Genomic DNA, 18103 nt, shown 5'->3' with positions numbered 1-18103 from the left:
CTAAATCCTAACCTCAGATGCCCCCGGTCTCTCCCGAGCGTAACCGCCGCTTCCGCCGCGTCCCAGCGCCTCAGCAGCGCCGGTGAAGGGGTATTTACGGATTAGGCCTGAGACCTGCAACCCCCATTTTCAAAAAACTTTGCATTTCGCATCGATTTCTTGTGTTTGTTAATTAAAACAGTAAGTTACATTAACAAATCAAGATCTTCAGACCGCCTGGAACGTGCGGATATCCCAGGAAGGAACCCCAAAACTTGCCCTTGCGGGGGAATCGAGGGGTTCGGCAGACAGAAACGATCTGCAAAACCTTTCTGCACCTTGCGTACAGCCCGGATCTGACCATCATGAAAAGGCTGGGTTACGCAAATACTGACTTTGGGTCACAGTTGTTTTTTTGCTCCATTAACGCACTCTCACCAGGAAGGTGGTAACCCTGCCCGACCAGTCAAAGAAACAAAAACGCCGCAAGAGGTGCACAAGGCAGCATGGATTTCGATTATATCATCGTAGGCGGCGGTTCGGCCGGATCGGTTCTGGCCAACCGCCTGAGCGAAGATCCATCCACAAGTGTTTGCCTGCTTGAAGCAGGTGGCGGTGGGAAAAGCCTTTTCGTCAGAATGCCTGCGGCTGTTGTTACCGCACTTCCGGGGCGTCCCAGAATCAACAACTGGGCCTTTGAAACGGTCCCGCAGCCCGGTCTGAACGGGCGCAGAGGATATCAACCGCGCGGCAAGGCACTCGGCGGCTCGAGCGCGATCAACGCCATGTTGTATGTAAGAGGTCAGCGGCAGGACTATGATGGCTGGGCCGATCTGGGCTGCGACGGCTGGGACTGGGACAGTGTATTGCCTTACTTCAAACGGGCCGAGAACAATGAGCTTGGCGCCGACAGCGTGCATGGTGACAGCGGGCCGTTGCAGGTTTCACGGCAAAAAGAGTCTCGTCCAATCACCCATGCGTTCATTCAAGCCGCACAGCAGTTGCAACACCGCCATACCGAAGACTTCAACCGGGGCGACAACGAAGGCGTCGGTCTGTATCAAGTTACCCAGTTTCACGACCCGGCAAAGAATGGGGAACGGTGTTCCGCGGCAGCTGGTTATCTTTTCCCGGTTTCCGACCGACCGAACCTGACGGTCATCACGCATGCACATGCCAGAAGGCTGTGCTTTGAGGGCAAGCGCGCAACGGGCGTTGTATACCGGGTGAGAGGCAAAGGCGCAGACATCACAATTCGGGCGAAACGCGAAGTCCTGCTGTGCGCAGGGGCCTTGAAAACGCCGCAACTGCTTCAGGTTTCAGGTGTTGGCGCAAAAAGCGACCTTGATCCGCACGGAATCGCGGTTCACCACGAGCTGCCTGGCGTGGGACGAAACTTGCAGGATCATCTGGATTTCGCGTTGATCTTCAAAACCACAGACACCGACAATTTTGGTATCGGCCCGGCAGGGGCAGCGCGGTTGTTGCGACATATTCAACGGTGGAGCAAGACGGGCGTCTCGATGGCGGCTACGCCATTTGCCGAAGGCGCAGCGTTTCTGAAAACCACGCCCGATCTGGAGCGTCCCGACATTCAGCTGCATTTCACCATCGCTATGGTCGATGACCATGCCCGCAAACTGCATTACGGGTACGGGTATAGTTGCCATGTTTGCAAGCTGCGGCCGGAAAGTCGGGGGGCCGTAGGCCTGAACAGCGCAGACCCCACGGCGGCGCCCGCCATCGATCCGGCGTTTCTGTCGGACAAACGCGATCTGGAAACCATGATCAAAGGAGCGCGAATGGCGCGGGATATCCTCAACGCGCCGGCTTTGGCAAAGTACCGGCAAAAAGAACTGTTCGGCACTGATACCGCCCAGACCGATCAGGATTGGGAGGAGCACATCCGCGCCCGCGCCGACACGATCTATCACCCCGTGGGCACCTGCAAAATGGGCGTGGACGAAATGGCGGTCGTCGACCCCCAGCTTCGCGTCCGCGGGCTTGAAGGCCTGCGGGTCGTCGATGCCTCGGTGATGCCGACATTAGTGTCGGGCAATACAAACGCACCCACCATCATGATTGCCGAAAAAGCGGCGGACATGATCAAAGCGGCGGCGATGTAAAGACGCTACTTGCCTTTCATCAGGGCTTCCAGCCCGACACGGTAATTGGGATAGATCAGATCAATACCCAGTTCTTCCTTGATCCGGTCGTTTCGAACCCGCTTGTTTTCGTTGTAGAAACTGCGCGCCATCGGCGTCAGATCGGCGTCGTCGAACCGGACCGCAGGAGGCAGGGGCAAACCCTGCAACTCGGCTGCGTATCCTATGACATCCTGCGGCGGGACCGGTTCATCGTCACATACATTGTAGATGCTTCCCGGATTCGGCTTCATCATCGAGGCTTCCAGGATCTGCGCGATGTCTTCCACATGAATGCGCGAAAACACCTGCCCCGGTTTGATAATGCGCCGCAATCCACCACGCTTGAGCTTGGAAAACGGACCGCGCCCCGGCCCATAGATACCCGCCAGACGGAAGATGTGAACAGGCAGGCCCGGAATGGCCGACCATTGCTCCTCGGCCAGCATACGCCATCTTCCGCGCTTGGCGGTCGGTGTGGGCGGCGTGTCCTCATCCACCCAGCCACCCTGATGGTCGCCATAGACGGCCGTTGTCGACAAGTAGCCCACCCAATCGAACTGACCGGACCGCTTGGCGATTTCATCGCCCAGCACCGCCAACACTGGATCACCCGCTTCATCTGGCGCCGTCGAGATCAGCAAATGGGTCACCCCATCAAGGTTCGGTGCCTCACCCGGCCAGATCAGCGACTCGGCGCCAGAGGCCCGGATTGCATCCGTCCCTTCACGGTCTCGCGTCGTGCCAAAAATTTTCCAGCCCTTCGGGGCAAGGTTTCGGGACAGGGCCTGGGCAGAATAGCCATGGCCGAATGAAAAGAGCGTCTTGGTCATGCCCCTTTGATGATCTGCGTCGTACCGGGATGCAAGCGCCGCATGGACGCACTTGAATCGAATCTTCGATTGCGCCTTTCTGTTGGCCATGAGCGAAAAAACACCTGACCTGCATTCGGCCTATGCGCTGAGTTCTCCGGACGAGAACAGACAGCTCTATGCGGAATGGGCAGGAGATTATGATGACGGTTTCGCCGCGCGCGAAGATTATCAGCTTCACACCCACACGGCACGGGCATTTGTCGGCGCGGGCGGTCAGGGGCCCGTTCTGGATGTCGGAGCAGGAACCGGCCTGTGCGGCGCGGTGCTGTCGGCGCTTGGCGTCGGACCCATTGATGCAACCGACATCAGCGCAGAGATGCTGGATCAGGCGATGCGCAAGGATATTTACCGGGACGCGATCGAGGCTGATCTGACACAGGGCATCCCCGTTCCGCGCCACAGCTATTCCGGCATAGTTTCATCCGGCACGTTCACACATGGTCATTTGGGCCCCGAGGTGTTGCCCGCGCTGTTACGCGTGGCCCGGCACGGGGCGCAGTTTGCCCTTTCGATCAATGCGCGCCATTTCAAGGAACTGGGTTTTGCTGACGCTTTCCGTGAATTGGAACAGGATCAGATTCGCAACCTGACCCTGCCCGAAGTCCGCATATACGGAGATCTCGCGGCTGGCCCCAACAAGGATGACACCGCTTTGATCGCTTTGTTTGAACGGGTTTGAAACCGGTTATTCGGATACAATCAGGCCACCCGCCTCGACCATGCGCATCGCTTTGCCTCAGGCCGTGTAGTCCGAACTTTCAGAATCAAGGATCGCTTTGATCTCACGCAGGTGCGCTTCGGCCTGATCGGGATAGTCGTCCAGCTCTTGCGCTGTTTTTTCGGCAATCTCATCCGACAAGACGCGCAGGGGCAGCCCGGTCTGCAAGGCACGAATATAGGTTTCGGCCGCGCGTTCGAAATAATACAGCCTGTTGAAGGCATCCGCAGGGTCGCTGCCGATGACCAGAACACCGTGATTGCCCATGATCATGACCTTCTTCCTGGGATCGGACAGCATCCCGGCGCAGCGCTCACCCTCGCTTTCAAAGGCCAGACCTCCGAATTCTTCATCTACCACGTAACGGTTGTAAAAGGTCGCCGTGTTCTGATCGATCGGCGGCAATGAACTGTCGGCCAAAGAGGCCAGAACAGTCGCAAAGATCGAATGCACATGCATGACGCAACGCGCATGCGGGCACTGGCGGTGGATTGAACCGTGCAGCCCCCAGGCCGTCGGGTCCGGCGCGCCAGGTTGTTCCATCACATTCGGGTCATTGGCATCCAGCAACAATAGATCCGAAGCACGAATGCGCGCAAAGTGCACCTGATTGGGGTTCATCAGAAATTGCGTGCCGTCATCGTTGACCGCCAGGCTGAAATGGTTGGCAACCGCCTCATGCATGTTCAGCCGGGCAGTCCAGCGGAAGGTGGCGGCCATATCCACGCGCTCGGACCAATGGTCGATATTGGGACGAAGACTGGTGAGGCTCATGCTTGGCTCCTTTCGCGGCTGGTCGTGGCCAAACCTGCATGGGGCCTGGCAGTTTGACCAACGAAAAAAACGCAACTATCCCATTAGCTGAACTTATGCCGAGGTTATGTAGATGCAGAACTCGCTTCCTCCGCTGGGCTGGTTGCGCACTTTCGAAGCCGCCGCGCGCCATCTCTCGTTTACCGGCGCGGCACGAGACCTGAACATGACGCAAAGCGCCGTCAGCCAGCAGATTAAATCTCTGGAAGGGCATCTGGGGCAGCCACTGTTTCTGCGCCGCCCCAAAGCTCTGGAACTGACCGAGGCCGGAATCACCTATCTGCCAGTTGTGCGAGAGGCATTCCGGACACTGATGCGCGGAACCCGGGCGGTTACCGGTGCGCAACCAAACGCGGTTCAAGTGCAATGCAACATCAGCTTTGCCGTCAACTGGCTGGCCCCGCGCCTGCCGGCATTTCGGGCGGAACATCCACATGTTCAATTGAACGTCTTCACCGAGCTTTGGGAACCGCGCGAAATGGCCGAAGGCGCAGCGGTCGAGATTCGGTTCTCGCTTCGTCCGTCCGACACGGTCCGAACCGAAATTCTGCGCACCGAACACTATTATCCGGTCTGCGCACCAGACTATCCGGTATGCTTGGAAAACCTCCAGGAACAGCCACTTTTCGACTGCTCCAACTTGCTGTCCAACTGGCCAAGCTGGGCGGAAGATCAGGGTCTGAATTGGGAAAATTCGACGATAACCTACGCGACGACCTATCTGGTTTGCCTGTCAGCGGTCATGGCTGGCGGTGGCCTTTGCCTGGCACATGACACGATCGCCAGTCATCTGATCAAGCGCGGTCAGCTGGTCGCGCCGTTCAAGCACCGTGCGCGAATGCCCGAGTCCTACTATCTGCTGCTGTCCCCGCAGGCCGAGGACACACCCGGCGCCGTGGCCTTTGCCAACTGGGTGCGGCGTGAGATCGGGTCTGAGGTGTAATGGGAAACGCGCGCGCCAGAACCAAAAGACGTGCCCAACATGTATGAGGAATCCCCAACATCGAAGAACCGGGGTTGCACCCGCTGACGCATTCGTGAAAGTTGAGCCATGGAATACACACCTTTCCCAAGCTGGCCCGATGTCGCCCCCAAATTGATCGCAGTTGCAGCCGGACGCGAGGCGGCGGACATGGTCATTCAGGGCGGAACCTGGGTGAACGTACACAGCCGCGAATTGCTGCCGGATCATTCTGTGGCGATTGTTGCCGGGCGCATAGCATTCGTCGGACCGGATGCCTCGCATTGCGTGGGGCCGGATACGGAAATCATCGAAGCACAAGGGCGCTACATTCTGCCCGGCTTGTGTGATGCGCATATGCATATCGAATCCGGGATGCTCACCCCAGCCGAATTCGCCCGTGCCGTCATCCCGCATGGAACGACCAGCATGTTCACCGATCCGCATGAGATCGCCAATGTGCTGGGTCTGGACGGCGTGCGCATGATGCATGACGAAGCCATGATGCAACCGGTCAATATTTTCACTCAGATGCCATCCTGCGCGCCTTCCGCACCGGGGTTGGAGACGACGGGCTATGAGATCACGCCCGAAGACGTGGCCGAGGCGATGAACTGGCCGGGTATCATCGGGCTGGGCGAGATGATGAATTTCCCGGGCGTGATCCATGCTGATCCCAAGATGCTGGCCGAGATTGCAGCCACTCAACGGGCCGGGAAAACGGTCGGAGGGCACTATGCTTCGCCTGATTTAGGGCCTGATTTTGCGGCTTACGTGGCGGGTGGCCCGGCGGATGATCACGAAGGCACATGCGAGGCCGACGCCATTGCACGGGTTCGGCAGGGGATGCGCTCGATGATGCGTCTGGGATCGGCTTGGTATGATGTGGAAAGCCAGATTACGGCCGTGACAGAAAAAGGGCTGGATCCGCGCAACTTCATTCTTTGTACAGATGACTGTCATTCCGGCACATTGGTGAATGACGGGCATATGAACCGCGTCGTGCGCCATGCCATTGCTTGCGGATGCGACCCCCTGGTCGCGCTGCAAATGGCCACGATCAACACGGCAACGCATTTCGGGCTGGAACGCGAGATCGGTTCCGTTACTCCGGGGCGGCGGGCGGATATCATCCTCAGCTCGGATCTAGCCGAACTGCCGGTTGAGATGGTGATATCCCGCGGGCAGGTTGTCGCGGAAAACGGTGCAATCAAAGTGGATTGTCCACATCTGAACTGGCCCGAAAAATCGCGCCATACCGTTCATCTGGGGCATGCGCTGACGTCGGCCGATTTTGAGATCAAGGCACCGGAAGGGGCCAACAAAGTTCAGGCCAACGTCATCGGCGTGGTGGAAAACCAGGCCCCGACCAAGGCGTTGAAGGCCGAATTGCCGATCATAGGCGGGCTGGTCGAGGGCGAAGGCGAGGTGTGCCAGATCGCGCTGGTCGAGCGGCACCGGGCCACCGGGGGCGTCACCAACGCTTTTGTTTCGGGCTTTGGCTATCAGGGAAAAATGGCCATGGCCTCGACCGTGGCGCATGACAGTCATCACATGATCGTCGTCGGTACGGACCGCGATCAGATGGCGCTGGCCGCCAACCGTCTGGCCGAAGTGGGCGGTGGCATCACCTTGTTCCGGGACGGGCAGGAACTGGCGCTGGTCGAACTGCCGATCGCAGGCCTGATGTCCGACAGTCCCGCCGCCGAAGTCGCGGCCAAGGCCGACAGGATGGTGCAGGCGATGCAGGACTGCGGCTGCCATCTGAACAACGCGTACATGCAGCATTCATTGCTGGCGCTGGTCGTGATTCCCGAGCTTCGAATATCGGATCTCGGGTTGGTCGACGTACGCACATTCGAAAAAATAGAACTTCTGGAACCATTGGCATGACGACACTCCTGACACCACAAGCACCCGCGCCAGAACAGTTTACCGATCCCGCCGCCGCTGTCGCCCGGTTGGAAGAGCTGTACGTGCAGGCGACCAATTTCCTGTGCGACAGCTTTGCGGACGCCATGGAAAATGGGGCACCTGCCGCACGATTCAGAGCCTATTATCCGGAAATTCGCATCAGAACCTCGACCTATTCCCAAGTCGACAGCCGCCTGAGCTTTGGCCATGTGTCTGAACCTGGTGTTCATGCCACGACGGTGACGCGCCCGGATCTGTTCAGATCCTACCTGACCCAACAGATTGCCCTGTTAATCAAGAACCATGGTCAGCCTGTGACAATTGCGGCGTCGGACACACCGATTCCGGTGCATTTTGCCGTGGCAAACAATCCTGATCTGGTCGTGCCTCATCAGGGCGCAGCCGACTTCACCCTGCGCGATGTGTTTGATGTTCCGGACCTGACAACCACCAATGATGACATCGTCAATGGCGTGCATGTCCATGAGGATGCTGTTGGGCCCTTGTCCCTTTTCACCGCCCAGCGCGTGGATTATTCGCTTGCCAGATTGGCGCACTACACCGCCACCGATGCAGGTCACTTTCAGAATCACGTGTTGTTTACGAACTACCAGTTCTATGTCTCGGAATTCGAAAACTACGCCCGAGAACAATTGGCGGACCCTGCCAGCGGCTATACCAGCTTTGTTTCAACCGGCAATGCCGAAATCACGGACCCCAAAGCACCTATCGAACAACCGTTGAAACTGCCGCAAATGCCGACCTATCACCTGAAGCGCAAAGATGGTTCGGGGATTACTTTGGTGAACATCGGTGTTGGCCCATCCAATGCAAAAACCGCCACCGACCATATCGCCGTTCTGCGCCCGCACGCGTGGCTGATGGTTGGCCATTGCGCCGGGTTGCGCAATACGCAGGCATTGGGCGATTTCGTTCTGGCCCACGCCTATCTGCGCGAAGACAAGGTCCTGGATGACGATCTGCCCGTCTGGGTGCCGATCCCGCCTCTGGCCGAAGTTCAGGTGGCGCTGGAACACGCCGTGGCCGAGGTGACGGAACTGGAAGGGTATGAGCTTAAACGGATCATGCGGACGGGCACTGTGGCCTCGGTCGACAACCGAAACTGGGAATTGCGTGATCAGTCCGGCCCGGTCCAGCGACTCAGCCAATCCCGGGCAATCGCGCTGGATATGGAAAGTGCCACCATTGCCGCGAACGGCTATCGGTTCCGCGTTCCGTATGGCACTTTGCTGTGCGTGTCGGACAAACCCCTGCACGGAGAATTGAAGCTGCCGGGCATGGCGTCTTCGTTCTATACCACTCAGGTCAGCCGACATCTGGCCATCGGCATCAAAGCGATGGAGCATCTGCGCGGCATGCCGTTGGAGCGTTTGCACAGCCGGAAACTGCGCTCCTTCGACGAAACGGCCTTCCTCTGACGCAAAAAAGCAACGTTTTCCCCATATTTTTAGGGGTTTCAGCGCTACTATTCGTTGTGTTTGGCCACAATATCCCGTTACAGTTACGCGGTGAGGCCCTATAGATCGGGCACGTTAAGGAGACCAAGAAATGGCAAAGCCTATGACAAAGACTCAGCTGGTTGCTGCTCTCGCTGAGGAAATGGGAACCGACAAGAAATCCGCAAACTCTGCGCTGGAGGCCATCACCGGCCTGATTACCCGCGAAGTTTCGGCCGGTGGCGCAGTGACCCTGCCCGGCGTCGGCAAAATCTACTGCCGCGAGCGGCCCGAGCGTCAGGTCCGCAACCCGGCCACTGGTGAAACCTTCACCAAGGAAGCCGACAAGGTTGTGAAAATGACCATCGCCAAGGCACTGAAAGACAGCGTAAACGGCTGATTTCAACTTTTTAGCCAACGATAAAGGGCCGCCTTTGGGGGGCTCTTTTTTCTATCGTCTTGAATATTCTGTGCCTGCGGGTTTTGAACCCGTTTCGCACAACATATTTCGGCCCGGTATTCGCCACCAAGGTGAGAATGCGCCTTCAAGGGCAGCCATTGACCTGAACCTGGGTCAGAGAACTGGCAAAATCTTGCCATGGTGTTTGCGGGCCTCTTTTCAAGACTTGTCTGATCACCTTACAACTTCGTCAGTCTTCGAACCGGCAATGAAATATCTTGCAAAACTGCGTCTGTAAAAAGAAAACAACTTGGCCGTGCTTGTCCGGCAGCGCCCGTTCCGCGATTGCGGTGGGTCTTATCACTCTTGTCTCTGCCTGCGCGCAAAACACCACCAATGCGAATCTCGACCCTGAACGCCAGTTGATGGCGCTGCAAGAGGTCTCGAAAAAGCGGGCCAGAGGTCAAAGAGTATGGTGCGTGCCCTACGCCCGAGACCTCAGCGGTATTGAAATTCGCGGCAATGCGAAAGACTGGTGGGGACGGGCGCAGCAAGTGTTTGAGCGCGGCAAGGAACCGGTTGTTGGTGCGGTTATGTCGTTTCGGGCGACCCGAGGAATGCCCCTGGGCCATGTGGCTGTCGTATCCGATATCGTCACCGACCGGGAAGTCATCGTGAATCATGCCAACTGGCACCGAAACAAGGTGTCGTTGAAGATGGGCGTCAGGGACGTCTCCAAAAACAATGACTGGACGTTGGTTCGGGTTGAAAGCCAACCGGGCCACTACGGCAATCCCTACCCGGTAAACGGGTTCATCTATCCGGCGGTTGACGAATAGCCTTGCCCAACTTCATTTCACGGGCGAGTTGATCGCAGCGCGGGCAACATTCCTTTTGATCGTACCGTAAAGGCAGCCGCCGCCCGGGTTGGGATGTCGCGCGGTTGAAAAGCCCGCAGATTGTCCAAAGCCGCGATATTGTCGGTAAAAATAGAAACGGGCACCAGAGGTGCCCGTTTCTGTTCCGTGTCTCTGGTCCGGTCAGTGGACCGTTTCAACCTTGTGGAAGTCCAGATCACGATCTTCTGGCATCGAGTCGATGCTCAATACCTCTTGGCGTTTGGTGATCAGGATATAGACGACGCAAGCCAGATACAGTCCAACCACGACTGCTCCAATCCACTGGATTTGCAGCCATTGGCTTTGGAACAACAGGGTCAGGACAAACAGCAGTGCGACGTTGCCCGCCACGTAGATCGCCTTTCCGAACCGCTCGACGGTCAGGTTCAGGTTGTCTGTGTACAGACGGATCAGCGAGTCCAATGAGTTGATCACGAACGTCACACCCACGATCACCATCGCAATGTTGGTGATGCCAGCGGTACTGATGTCGTTCAGGTGGTAATAGTAAAGAACGGTGAACCAGATCCCCAGCGGGATCGACGGGAAGATCAACAGCGCCGCCAGCAACTGCCACGTGGTCAGGCCACCCACAAAGCGCGACGTAAACTGTCCGATCATGATCGACCATGCAAACCACCAGAACAGGTAGAACGCGTGATAGTCGGTCAATGGCAGGACGAACTTGTGCAGGTTGGCGAAATAGGCGCCGATATTTCTGCCGGTTTCCACAAACCCGGTCACGCCCATACCTGCGGCTGCCCACATGCCCAGAATCAGGGCAAGGAACAAAAAGGTCGAACCTACGGACAGGATGCGAACGTATTTCAGATCGGTCGAGGAATAGGCCGCCGCCAGAATGACGACAAACACGATGATGTAGAAGGTGGTAACGACGGATTCACCATCGCCGACCTCGGGCAGATAGCCGGGCAGGTAGATCAGGAACAGGCTGGCGGTGAAGGCACAGGTGCCAATGATCACCACGTTGTTGATCAGCTTGACCAGCGGGATCTCAAAGAACTTCACGCGGGGTTCGATCACGCAGAAGTAGAAGGCCGTCAGGAAATAGAAGGCCCAGATCAGAAAACCCCAGAATCCGAACTCGATCGCCAGCGGGTTGGCAAAGGCATAGGCCGGGTCATCGGCGTATCCTCCGAATTCGGTCAGTGGAAACATGATCAGGCCGACATCCAGGCCGGATGTGAACAGAATCGCGATGAACGTGAACAGATGAACCGGTGTCACGCCGACACAGCGCAGGTTCCACCATTTCACGACGAAGAAAGCGACCAGCCCCAATGCCAGCAGGACGCCGAACGATAGAATGTACTCCAGAAGCACCGACAAACCTCCCTTGATATGTCAGGTCCTGCCGCCGATATCTTTAATTGGCTGGTCAATCAATATAAACATGCGCAAGACTTTTCTTGCATCACGCATGTGTCTTTTTTGACGCGCACCGCTTGCGACCGATCCCAAAATCAGAAACAGTCCGCGCAAAGTGACAGGGGGTCTCCATGGATCTGCGCGCCATAACCATGGGGCTGACATTTGCCCTGATCTGGTCATCTGCCTTTACCTCGGCGCGTATTATCGTGGCGGATGCGTCCCCTCTGTTTTCGCTGGCCTTGAGGTTTCTGATCTCTGGTGTTCTGGGGGTCATGATTGCCCGCGCGATGGGGCAAAGCTGGCACCTGACCCGAAACCAGTGGCGCGCAACGATATTGTTCGGGATCTGCCAAAATGCCCTGTATTTGGGTCTAAATTTTTATGCGATGCAAACGGTCGAGGCATCGGTCGCGGCCATAATCGCATCCACCATGCCCTTGTTGGTGGCGCTGGCGGGGTGGTTGATTTTCGGCGAAAAGCTGCGGCCACTGGGTGTTTTGGGTCTGTTCGCCGGTTTCGCCGGAGTCGCCCTTATCATGAGCAGCCGGATCAGCGCGGGCGTTGATATGTTCGGCGTCGCGCTTTGCGGTGTGGGTGCTCTTGCCTTGACCTTCGCAACGTTGGCCGTTCGCGGTGCAACATCCGGCGGGAATTTCATGATGGTCGTCGGCCTGCAGATGCTGGTTGGTTCAGCCGCGCTGTTTGCGGCTGCTCCGGTCTTTGAAACCATTTACATCCACCCGACGTTGCCACTGGCGCTGGCCTTTACCTACACAACCCTTTTCCCCGGTTTGCTGGCGACATTGATCTGGTTCCTGCTGTTGGACCGGATCGGAGCCGTACGAGCCGCCACCTTCCACTTTTTGAACCCCGTGTTCGGGGTCACCATCGCGGCGATCCTGCTGGGTGAGAAACTCGGCGCCATGGATGCGGTTGGCGTCACCGTTACAACCCTTGGCATTCTTGCGGTTCAGCTTTCACGCCAACCCGTTCAAGGCAGCAAAGCCTCGACCTGAGACAGCAGTTTGCGGGAATCGGGTTTGACATTTGACCCGAAGGTCGCTGCGACCTCACCCTCAGAATTGATCAGGATCTTGTTGAAGTTCCACTTGGGCGTGAACCCGGTCTGCGCGGCAACGGCCTTGTAGAACGGGTGAGCGTCAGCCCCTTTGACCGGAGTGATATCCGTCATCGGCAGGGTCAGCCCATAGTTCATCTCGCAGAACTGTTTCACCTCTTCCGCGGACCCAAGTTCCTGATTGAACGAATCCGACGGAACCGCAAGAACGACCAGCCCTTTGCCGGAATAGTCCTCATGCACCCTTTGCAGAGCCTTGTATTGCCCGGTAAACCCACACTGGGACGCGGTGTTGACCACCAGGATAGGTTGGCCGCGCCACTCTTCGATGGCCAATGTGCCTCCGTCGATCGAGTCGAACTCACCGGTCAGCGGCGCCGCCTGAACGGCGCGGCCCAGCAAGATCAGGGCAGTCAAAAGCAGCAATCTCATCATGTCTTGTCCTCCCTTTTATTCAGATACGCGTGACTTTGTTGTTCAGATCACTTGCACGACTGCGAGAGCGGTTTGAAATATCGCTTTGCTTTCCACCCCGCAGCCCCCAGATAATGGCGCAAACACTATTTCAGCCGGAGGATCCATGACTCGCTATACCAAAGACCCCACGGCCATTGCTGCGCTTTCGCCCGAAGAGTTTCACGTCACCCAGCGCAGTGGTACGGAACGTCCGGGCACCGGGAAATACCTGAACAACAAGGAACCCGGCATTTATGTGGATATCGTATCGGGTGAACCGCTGTTTGCCTCGACCCACAAATACGAATCCGGATGTGGCTGGCCCAGTTTCACCAAGCCGATCGTGCACGAACATGTCGAAGAGTTCCGCGATACCACGCATGGCATGATCCGGACCGAGGTTCGTTCGAAACACGGCGACAGCCATCTGGGGCATGTCTTCCCGGACGGTCCGCGTGAACATGGCGGTTTGCGGTACTGCATCAACTCTGCCTCGCTTCGGTTCATTCATCGGGATGAGATGGAAGCCGAAGGTTATGGCGAATACCTGATTCATGTGGAGGATATCTGATGACCGAGCAACGCGCTGTACTGGCCGGGGGCTGCTTCTGGGGGATGCAGGACCTGATCCGCAAACTGCCGGGCGTGTCGCGTACGCGTGTCGGCTATACCGGCGGCGACGTACCCAACGCGACCTATCGCAACCACGGCACTCACGCCGAAGGCATCGAGATCTGGTTCGACCCGTCCCGGATCAGCTATCGCGACCTGCTGGAATTCTTCTTTCAGATCCATGACCCGACCACGGTCAACCGTCAGGGCAACGATCTCGGCATGAGCTATCGATCTGCGATCTACTACGTGGATGACACGCAGAAACAGGTGGCCCTGGACACCATCGCCGACGTGAATGCCAGCGGCTTGTGGCCCGGAAAAGTCGTGACCGAAGTCGAACCTGTCGGAGACTTCTGGGAAGCCGAGCCAGAGCATCAGGATTACCTGGAGCGGATCCCGAACGGCTATACCTGCCACTTCCCGCGTCAGGATTGGGTCCTGCCCAAACGCTCAAGCGCAGCAGAATAAAGCACCACCTGCCCGGCCCCTCTGAAGCTTTCAGGGGGGCTAGCCTGCGGCCACCCTCGGGCGCCCGCTTGCCTCGACCGTGATCAGGGCCTCGACAAAAACGTCCTTTGCCTCGACTCGCGCGGTTTTGATGTCACGATCCACGATCACGCGAATGTCTTCTGCGCCGGCTTCTCGTACTGCGCCCTCTGCTTCGGACATCAAAACCTTTTCCAACAGGGCCAAGGCGTCCTCTGACGCGGCGAAGTCCTTCGGGCCATCCTCCAGATGCACACGATATCGCCCTTCCGCCGGGGATGTGACCGTGCCCGAGCGACGCAGGGTCAGCCGCCCCACGACAGCACCAATCGCATTGGCCACGCCCGCATGTTCCGGCAAGATCATTCGGCAGTGCAGCCGTTCACCCACCGCAGGGTAATAGCTGGGGGCCGACGCCCCAAGGCCAACCACATCCACATTCAAAGCAGCGCTCAGCGACAGCAACCCACGGTGTTGTGCCAACCCGCGCTGTGTCAGCACATGACACGCCAAGTCTTGCGAAGGCAGACCAAAACCAACCTGCTCTTCGTCAAAAGCAGCCTCTAACAAGGTCAAACTGGTCTGTTCCGTCAATTGATCCACGATCATCTGTGCCAACGCTTCGGGAGAGTTTGCCAACATATCCCCTGACCCGACCCGTTTGCGTGCCATCAGTTCCAATGCCTTGCGCGCCGCATCGACATCCCAGGCACGAACCCGCCCCAACACGTGGCTGGCATCAGATGGCGTAACCCCAGACACCTGGATGATTCCGCGATCGACCAGGCGCATCAGCGCCCCGTTCTCCATCCGCGACCGCAGCAAGGCGCTCAGGGGCAGAACGCGATCTCCCAGCCTCTCCAGCAGGCTTTCTTCCCGCGCACCGACTCCTTCGGCATGGATGCCGGGCACGCGGCGGGCAAAACGCGTATCATGCTCGCCCACAGTCGTGGCCCGCAATTGTTCATCCAGTACTGAATGCACAACGTCGGGCGCTTCTGACGCGATCAGCGAAACGGGCAACACGCGACGCGGGCCCAGGAACACACCGCCCCGCAACCCTTCGGCCACAACATGCACCTGGCTGTCACCGCCCAGACCGTGGGTTCGCATCGCCACGGCTTCGACCATGGTGCGAAACCCACCTACCTGCGCCCCGGCCGGATCGATCGCGGGCTTTCCGTCCCGGATAAGCGCCACATCAGTGGTCGTTCCCCCGATGTCCGAGACCAGCGCATTGTCCGCTCCGGTAAGCCATCGCGCCCCGACGATAGAAGCCGCAGGCCCGCTCAGAATAGTCTCGATCGGCCGTTCCCGGGCCTGTTCCGCGCTCATCAGGGCGCCATCGCCGCGCACCACCATCATCGGCGCCGAAATTCCCAGCGCATGCAGTTGATCCTGTGCACGCCCGATCAATCGGTCGATCATCCCGATCAGCCGCGCATTCAGCACAGCCGTCACCGCGCGTTTCGGACCATTGAGCTTGGCGGACAAGTGATGCGAACAGGTCACCGGCGCCCCGGTCCTTTCCGAGATTATGCGCGCCGCTTCCAACTCATGCACCGGGTTGCGGGTGGCGAACTGAGCAGCAACCGCGAATCCGGAAATTCCCTTATGCGAATCCAAAAAGGCCTCAAGCGCTGCGACATCCAAAGCGGCAGCTTGCCCACCGGAATGGGTATGCCCACCGGCAATCACCAGGGCCGGATCGCCCTTCAGCGCCTCTTTCAGCCCGTGTTTTTCAAGATCACTGTCCTTGAACCCGATATAGATCAACGCGACACGGCCACCCTGCCCCTCGACCAGAGCATTCGTGGCCAGCGTCGTCGACAATGACGCCATCGAGATCTGATCCGGTGTGACCTGCGCCTCTGCCAGCACAGACGAGATCGCCTTGCCCACACCAATCGCCAGATCCTCCCGAGTGGTCAGCGACTTGGCCGAGGCGATGACCTCTTTCTCATCCCTGATCAACACCGCGTCGGTATAGGTCCCGCCCGTATCTACCCCCAAAGACAACGTCATCGGGTCCTCCTGTCTGTTCGCTGTGGATGGGTTTAGCGGTTATGCACGACACGTCCAGCCTGTTTGCGGCAATTATGACAGTTGTTCCACCGCCCAGCGCGCCGCCTCTGCCACGGTCTCATCCGGGTCCTCCAACAGACGCTGAGCCACTGTTTTCAGTTTTGGCTGTCCCGAGTTTCCAATGGCATACAGAACATTGCGCACGAACCGGTCCCGGCCGATACGTTTGATCGGCGAGCCCGAAAACTTTGCGCGAAAAGCGGCATCGTCCAGCGCCGCCAGTTCTTCCAAGCCGGGCGCTTTCAGATCGTCACGGGCGGCATAGCGCATATCGCTCGCTGCGACGGCAAACTTGTTCCATGGACAGGCCGCCAGACAATCGTCGCAGCCATAGATCCGATTGCCCAACTTACCGCGCAGCTCATGGTCCACCGGGCCCTTATGTTCAATGGTCAGATATGAAATGCACCGCCGTGCATCCAGTTGATACGGGGCCGGAAACGCATCGGTCGGGCAGCTGTCCAGACAGGCGCGGCACGACCCGCAATGATCGATCTCTGAATTGTCTGTCGGCAGGTCCAGAGTAGTGAAAACAGACCCTATAAAGGCCCAATTTCCCCATTCGCGGCTTACAAGATTGGTGTGCTTGCCCTGCCACCCCAATCCGGCGGCATATCCCAGCGCCTTCTCGGGAACTGGCGCGGTATCGACAAATACTTTCACCTCGCCTCCGGCTTCGGCAATCAGCCATCGCGCCAACCGCTTCAGCCGCTTCTTGACAAGATCATGATAGTCCTTGTTCTGCGCATAGACGGAAATTGCACCACGATCCGGGTGATTCAAGATCTCCGTCGGGTCATGTTCCGGCGTATAGCTTTCGGCCAACATGACCACCGATTGCGCCGCGGGCCAAAGGGCGGCAGGATCGCCACGCCAATGCGTGCGCTCGGCCATCCATCCCATTTGCCCGTGGTACCCGGCGTCCAGATAGGCCCGCAATCGTTTCGGCACCTGTGGAACATCCCAAGGACGGCACACGCGACAGGCAACAAACCCCTCTGCCTGGGCTTGTTGCACCAGCTTTTCCTTAAGATCCGATCCGCTCTTCATCTGGCCAAAAATATCCTCGGGAGGAATCGCGCCCATGGCGCGATGGGGGGCAGACAGCCCCCCATCGCGCACCCTATCAGAAATCCAGATCAGCGTAATGGGGCGGCGGTCGGAACCCTGGCACCTGATCCGCCAGTATTGACCGAAATGCCGGTCGAGACTTGATCTTGGCATACCAGTCCTTGACCACCTGGCTGCGGTTCCAGTCCACGTCCGAGATGTAATCCAGCGAAGACAGATGTGCCGCGGCCGCAAAATCCGCCAATGTCATCTGATCCCCCGCCAACCAACGGCGGTGATCCAGCAGCCACGCCATGTAATCCAGATGGTATTTGATCGCCTTGGCACCCTGTTTGACATTCTTGCTGTCCGGATACCCCTGTCCTGTCACCTTTTTGTTCACTCGCTCATACAACAGCTTCGATGTCACCTCGTGGTGAAATTTGTCGTCGAACCACCCGACAAGGCGTCTTACTTCGAATCTGGCTTCGGGGGTTTTCGGCATCAAAGGTGGCTCTGGGCGGGTTTCTTCGATGTATTCGCAGATAGCCGCGCTTTCCGACATGATCTGCCCGTCCAGACGCAATACGGGCACTTTTCCCGCCGGGTTGCGCCGCAGAAAATCAGGATCCTGTTCCCAGTATCGCTCTTCTACCAGCTCAACTTCGATCTTCTTCTCCGCCAGCGACAGACGGACCTTACGACAATACGGAGAGAGGGGAACGTGAAACAGACGCGCCATGAACTTCCATTCGAACCAGTGAATACCCGACAGATTTAG

17 protein-coding genes are annotated in these 18103 nt (G+C 57.9%); 10 read left to right on the top strand and 7 right to left on the bottom strand.

All coding sequences use genetic code 11. The features are described 5' to 3' along the window. Positions 1 to 485 precede the first annotated feature (485 nt). On the top strand, positions 486 to 2105 hold the full coding sequence (locus tag ACR0FB_RS11305) for a GMC family oxidoreductase (RefSeq protein WP_480620671.1): 1620 nt from the start codon (positions 486 to 488) through the stop codon (positions 2103 to 2105). A gap of 5 nt (positions 2106 to 2110) precedes the next feature. Here the strand turns inward: ACR0FB_RS11305 and ACR0FB_RS11300 are convergent, their stop codons facing one another. Continuing rightward, positions 2111 to 2956, bottom strand: coding sequence for an SDR family oxidoreductase (locus ACR0FB_RS11300; protein WP_171635245.1), 846 nt, complete (start codon positions 2954 to 2956; stop codon positions 2111 to 2113). 88 nt (positions 2957 to 3044) lie between these two features. Between ACR0FB_RS11300 and ACR0FB_RS11295 the strand changes: the two genes are divergently transcribed. Continuing rightward, on the top strand, positions 3045 to 3677 hold the full coding sequence (locus tag ACR0FB_RS11295; protein ID WP_480620683.1) for a class I SAM-dependent DNA methyltransferase: 633 nt from the start codon (positions 3045 to 3047) through the stop codon (positions 3675 to 3677). A gap of 57 nt (positions 3678 to 3734) precedes the next feature. On the opposite strand, the gene ACR0FB_RS11290 is transcribed toward ACR0FB_RS11295, so the two are convergent. After that, positions 3735 to 4490, bottom strand: coding sequence for a class II aldolase and adducin N-terminal domain-containing protein (locus tag ACR0FB_RS11290; protein ID WP_480620669.1), 756 nt, complete (start codon positions 4488 to 4490; stop codon positions 3735 to 3737). Between the two features lie 112 nt (positions 4491 to 4602). On the opposite strand from ACR0FB_RS11290, the gene ACR0FB_RS11285 reads away from it, so the two are divergent. From ACR0FB_RS11285 to ACR0FB_RS11265, 5 genes are all read left to right on the top strand, one after another. Continuing rightward, the gene (locus tag ACR0FB_RS11285) at positions 4603 to 5472 is read left to right on the top strand and encodes a LysR substrate-binding domain-containing protein (protein WP_480620668.1); all 870 of its coding nucleotides are present in this window, start codon (positions 4603 to 4605) and stop codon (positions 5470 to 5472) included. A gap of 108 nt (positions 5473 to 5580) precedes the next feature. Next, positions 5581 to 7383, top strand: a complete 1803-nt coding sequence (gene ade / locus ACR0FB_RS11280) for an adenine deaminase (protein WP_480620667.1) — start codon at positions 5581 to 5583, stop codon at positions 7381 to 7383. Continuing rightward, a complete protein-coding gene (locus ACR0FB_RS11275; RefSeq protein ID WP_171635253.1) occupies positions 7380 to 8843 on the top strand; it encodes an AMP nucleosidase in 1464 nt (487 codons plus the stop codon). Before ade ends, ACR0FB_RS11275 begins: the two co-directional genes overlap by 4 nt. A gap of 130 nt (positions 8844 to 8973) precedes the next feature. Continuing rightward, the gene (locus tag ACR0FB_RS11270) at positions 8974 to 9261 is read left to right on the top strand and encodes an HU family DNA-binding protein (RefSeq protein ID WP_117871130.1); all 288 of its coding nucleotides are present in this window, start codon (positions 8974 to 8976) and stop codon (positions 9259 to 9261) included. Between the two features lie 479 nt (positions 9262 to 9740). Then, complete coding sequence (locus ACR0FB_RS11265) at positions 9741 to 10100, top strand: CHAP domain-containing protein (RefSeq protein WP_348539561.1); 360 nt, start codon at positions 9741 to 9743, stop codon at positions 10098 to 10100. A 201-nt stretch (positions 10101 to 10301) separates the two neighbouring features. Here the strand turns inward: ACR0FB_RS11265 and ACR0FB_RS11260 are convergent, their stop codons facing one another. After that, complete coding sequence (locus ACR0FB_RS11260; RefSeq protein WP_171635777.1) at positions 10302 to 11498, bottom strand: BCCT family transporter; 1197 nt, start codon at positions 11496 to 11498, stop codon at positions 10302 to 10304. 182 nt (positions 11499 to 11680) lie between these two features. On the opposite strand from ACR0FB_RS11260, the gene ACR0FB_RS11255 reads away from it, so the two are divergent. Then, complete coding sequence (locus ACR0FB_RS11255) at positions 11681 to 12568, top strand: DMT family transporter (protein ID WP_171635254.1); 888 nt, start codon at positions 11681 to 11683, stop codon at positions 12566 to 12568. On the opposite strand, the gene ACR0FB_RS11250 is transcribed toward ACR0FB_RS11255, so the two are convergent. Continuing rightward, on the bottom strand, positions 12544 to 13065 hold the full coding sequence (locus ACR0FB_RS11250; RefSeq protein WP_171635255.1) for a glutathione peroxidase: 522 nt from the start codon (positions 13063 to 13065) through the stop codon (positions 12544 to 12546). The two genes, ACR0FB_RS11255 and ACR0FB_RS11250, sit on opposite strands and share 25 nt — an antisense overlap. Before the next feature lie 145 nt (positions 13066 to 13210). Here ACR0FB_RS11250 and msrB point away from each other — a divergent pair, with 145 nt between their 5' ends. Then, positions 13211 to 13657, top strand: coding sequence for a peptide-methionine (R)-S-oxide reductase MsrB (msrB, locus tag ACR0FB_RS11245; RefSeq protein ID WP_170345953.1), 447 nt, complete (start codon positions 13211 to 13213; stop codon positions 13655 to 13657). Then, positions 13657 to 14169 (top strand): peptide-methionine (S)-S-oxide reductase MsrA, encoded by a 513-nt coding sequence (gene msrA / locus ACR0FB_RS11240; protein WP_480620665.1) that lies wholly within the window; start codon positions 13657 to 13659, stop codon positions 14167 to 14169. The genes msrB and msrA overlap by 1 nt, the downstream gene beginning before the upstream one ends. Before the next feature lie 39 nt (positions 14170 to 14208). Here the strand turns inward: msrA and ACR0FB_RS11235 are convergent, their stop codons facing one another. The 3 genes from ACR0FB_RS11235 to fzlA all read right to left on the bottom strand — a co-directional run bounded on the left by ACR0FB_RS11235 (position 14209) and on the right by fzlA (position 18064). Next, complete coding sequence (locus ACR0FB_RS11235; RefSeq protein WP_480620663.1) at positions 14209 to 16212, bottom strand: hydantoinase/oxoprolinase family protein; 2004 nt, start codon at positions 16210 to 16212, stop codon at positions 14209 to 14211. Between the two features lie 72 nt (positions 16213 to 16284). Then, complete coding sequence (gene queG, locus ACR0FB_RS11230; protein WP_171635259.1) at positions 16285 to 17322, bottom strand: tRNA epoxyqueuosine(34) reductase QueG; 1038 nt, start codon at positions 17320 to 17322, stop codon at positions 16285 to 16287. Between the two features lie 76 nt (positions 17323 to 17398). Beyond that, complete coding sequence (gene fzlA, locus ACR0FB_RS11225) at positions 17399 to 18064, bottom strand: FtsZ-binding protein FzlA (RefSeq protein WP_171635778.1); 666 nt, start codon at positions 18062 to 18064, stop codon at positions 17399 to 17401. Between the last annotated feature and the right edge of the window lie 39 nt (positions 18065 to 18103).

The sequence above is a fragment of the Ruegeria sp. P10 genome, from assembly GCF_056534925.1.
Note: the sequence above shows the minus strand (reverse complement) of the source record. Positions and strands in the feature narration are given on the sequence as shown.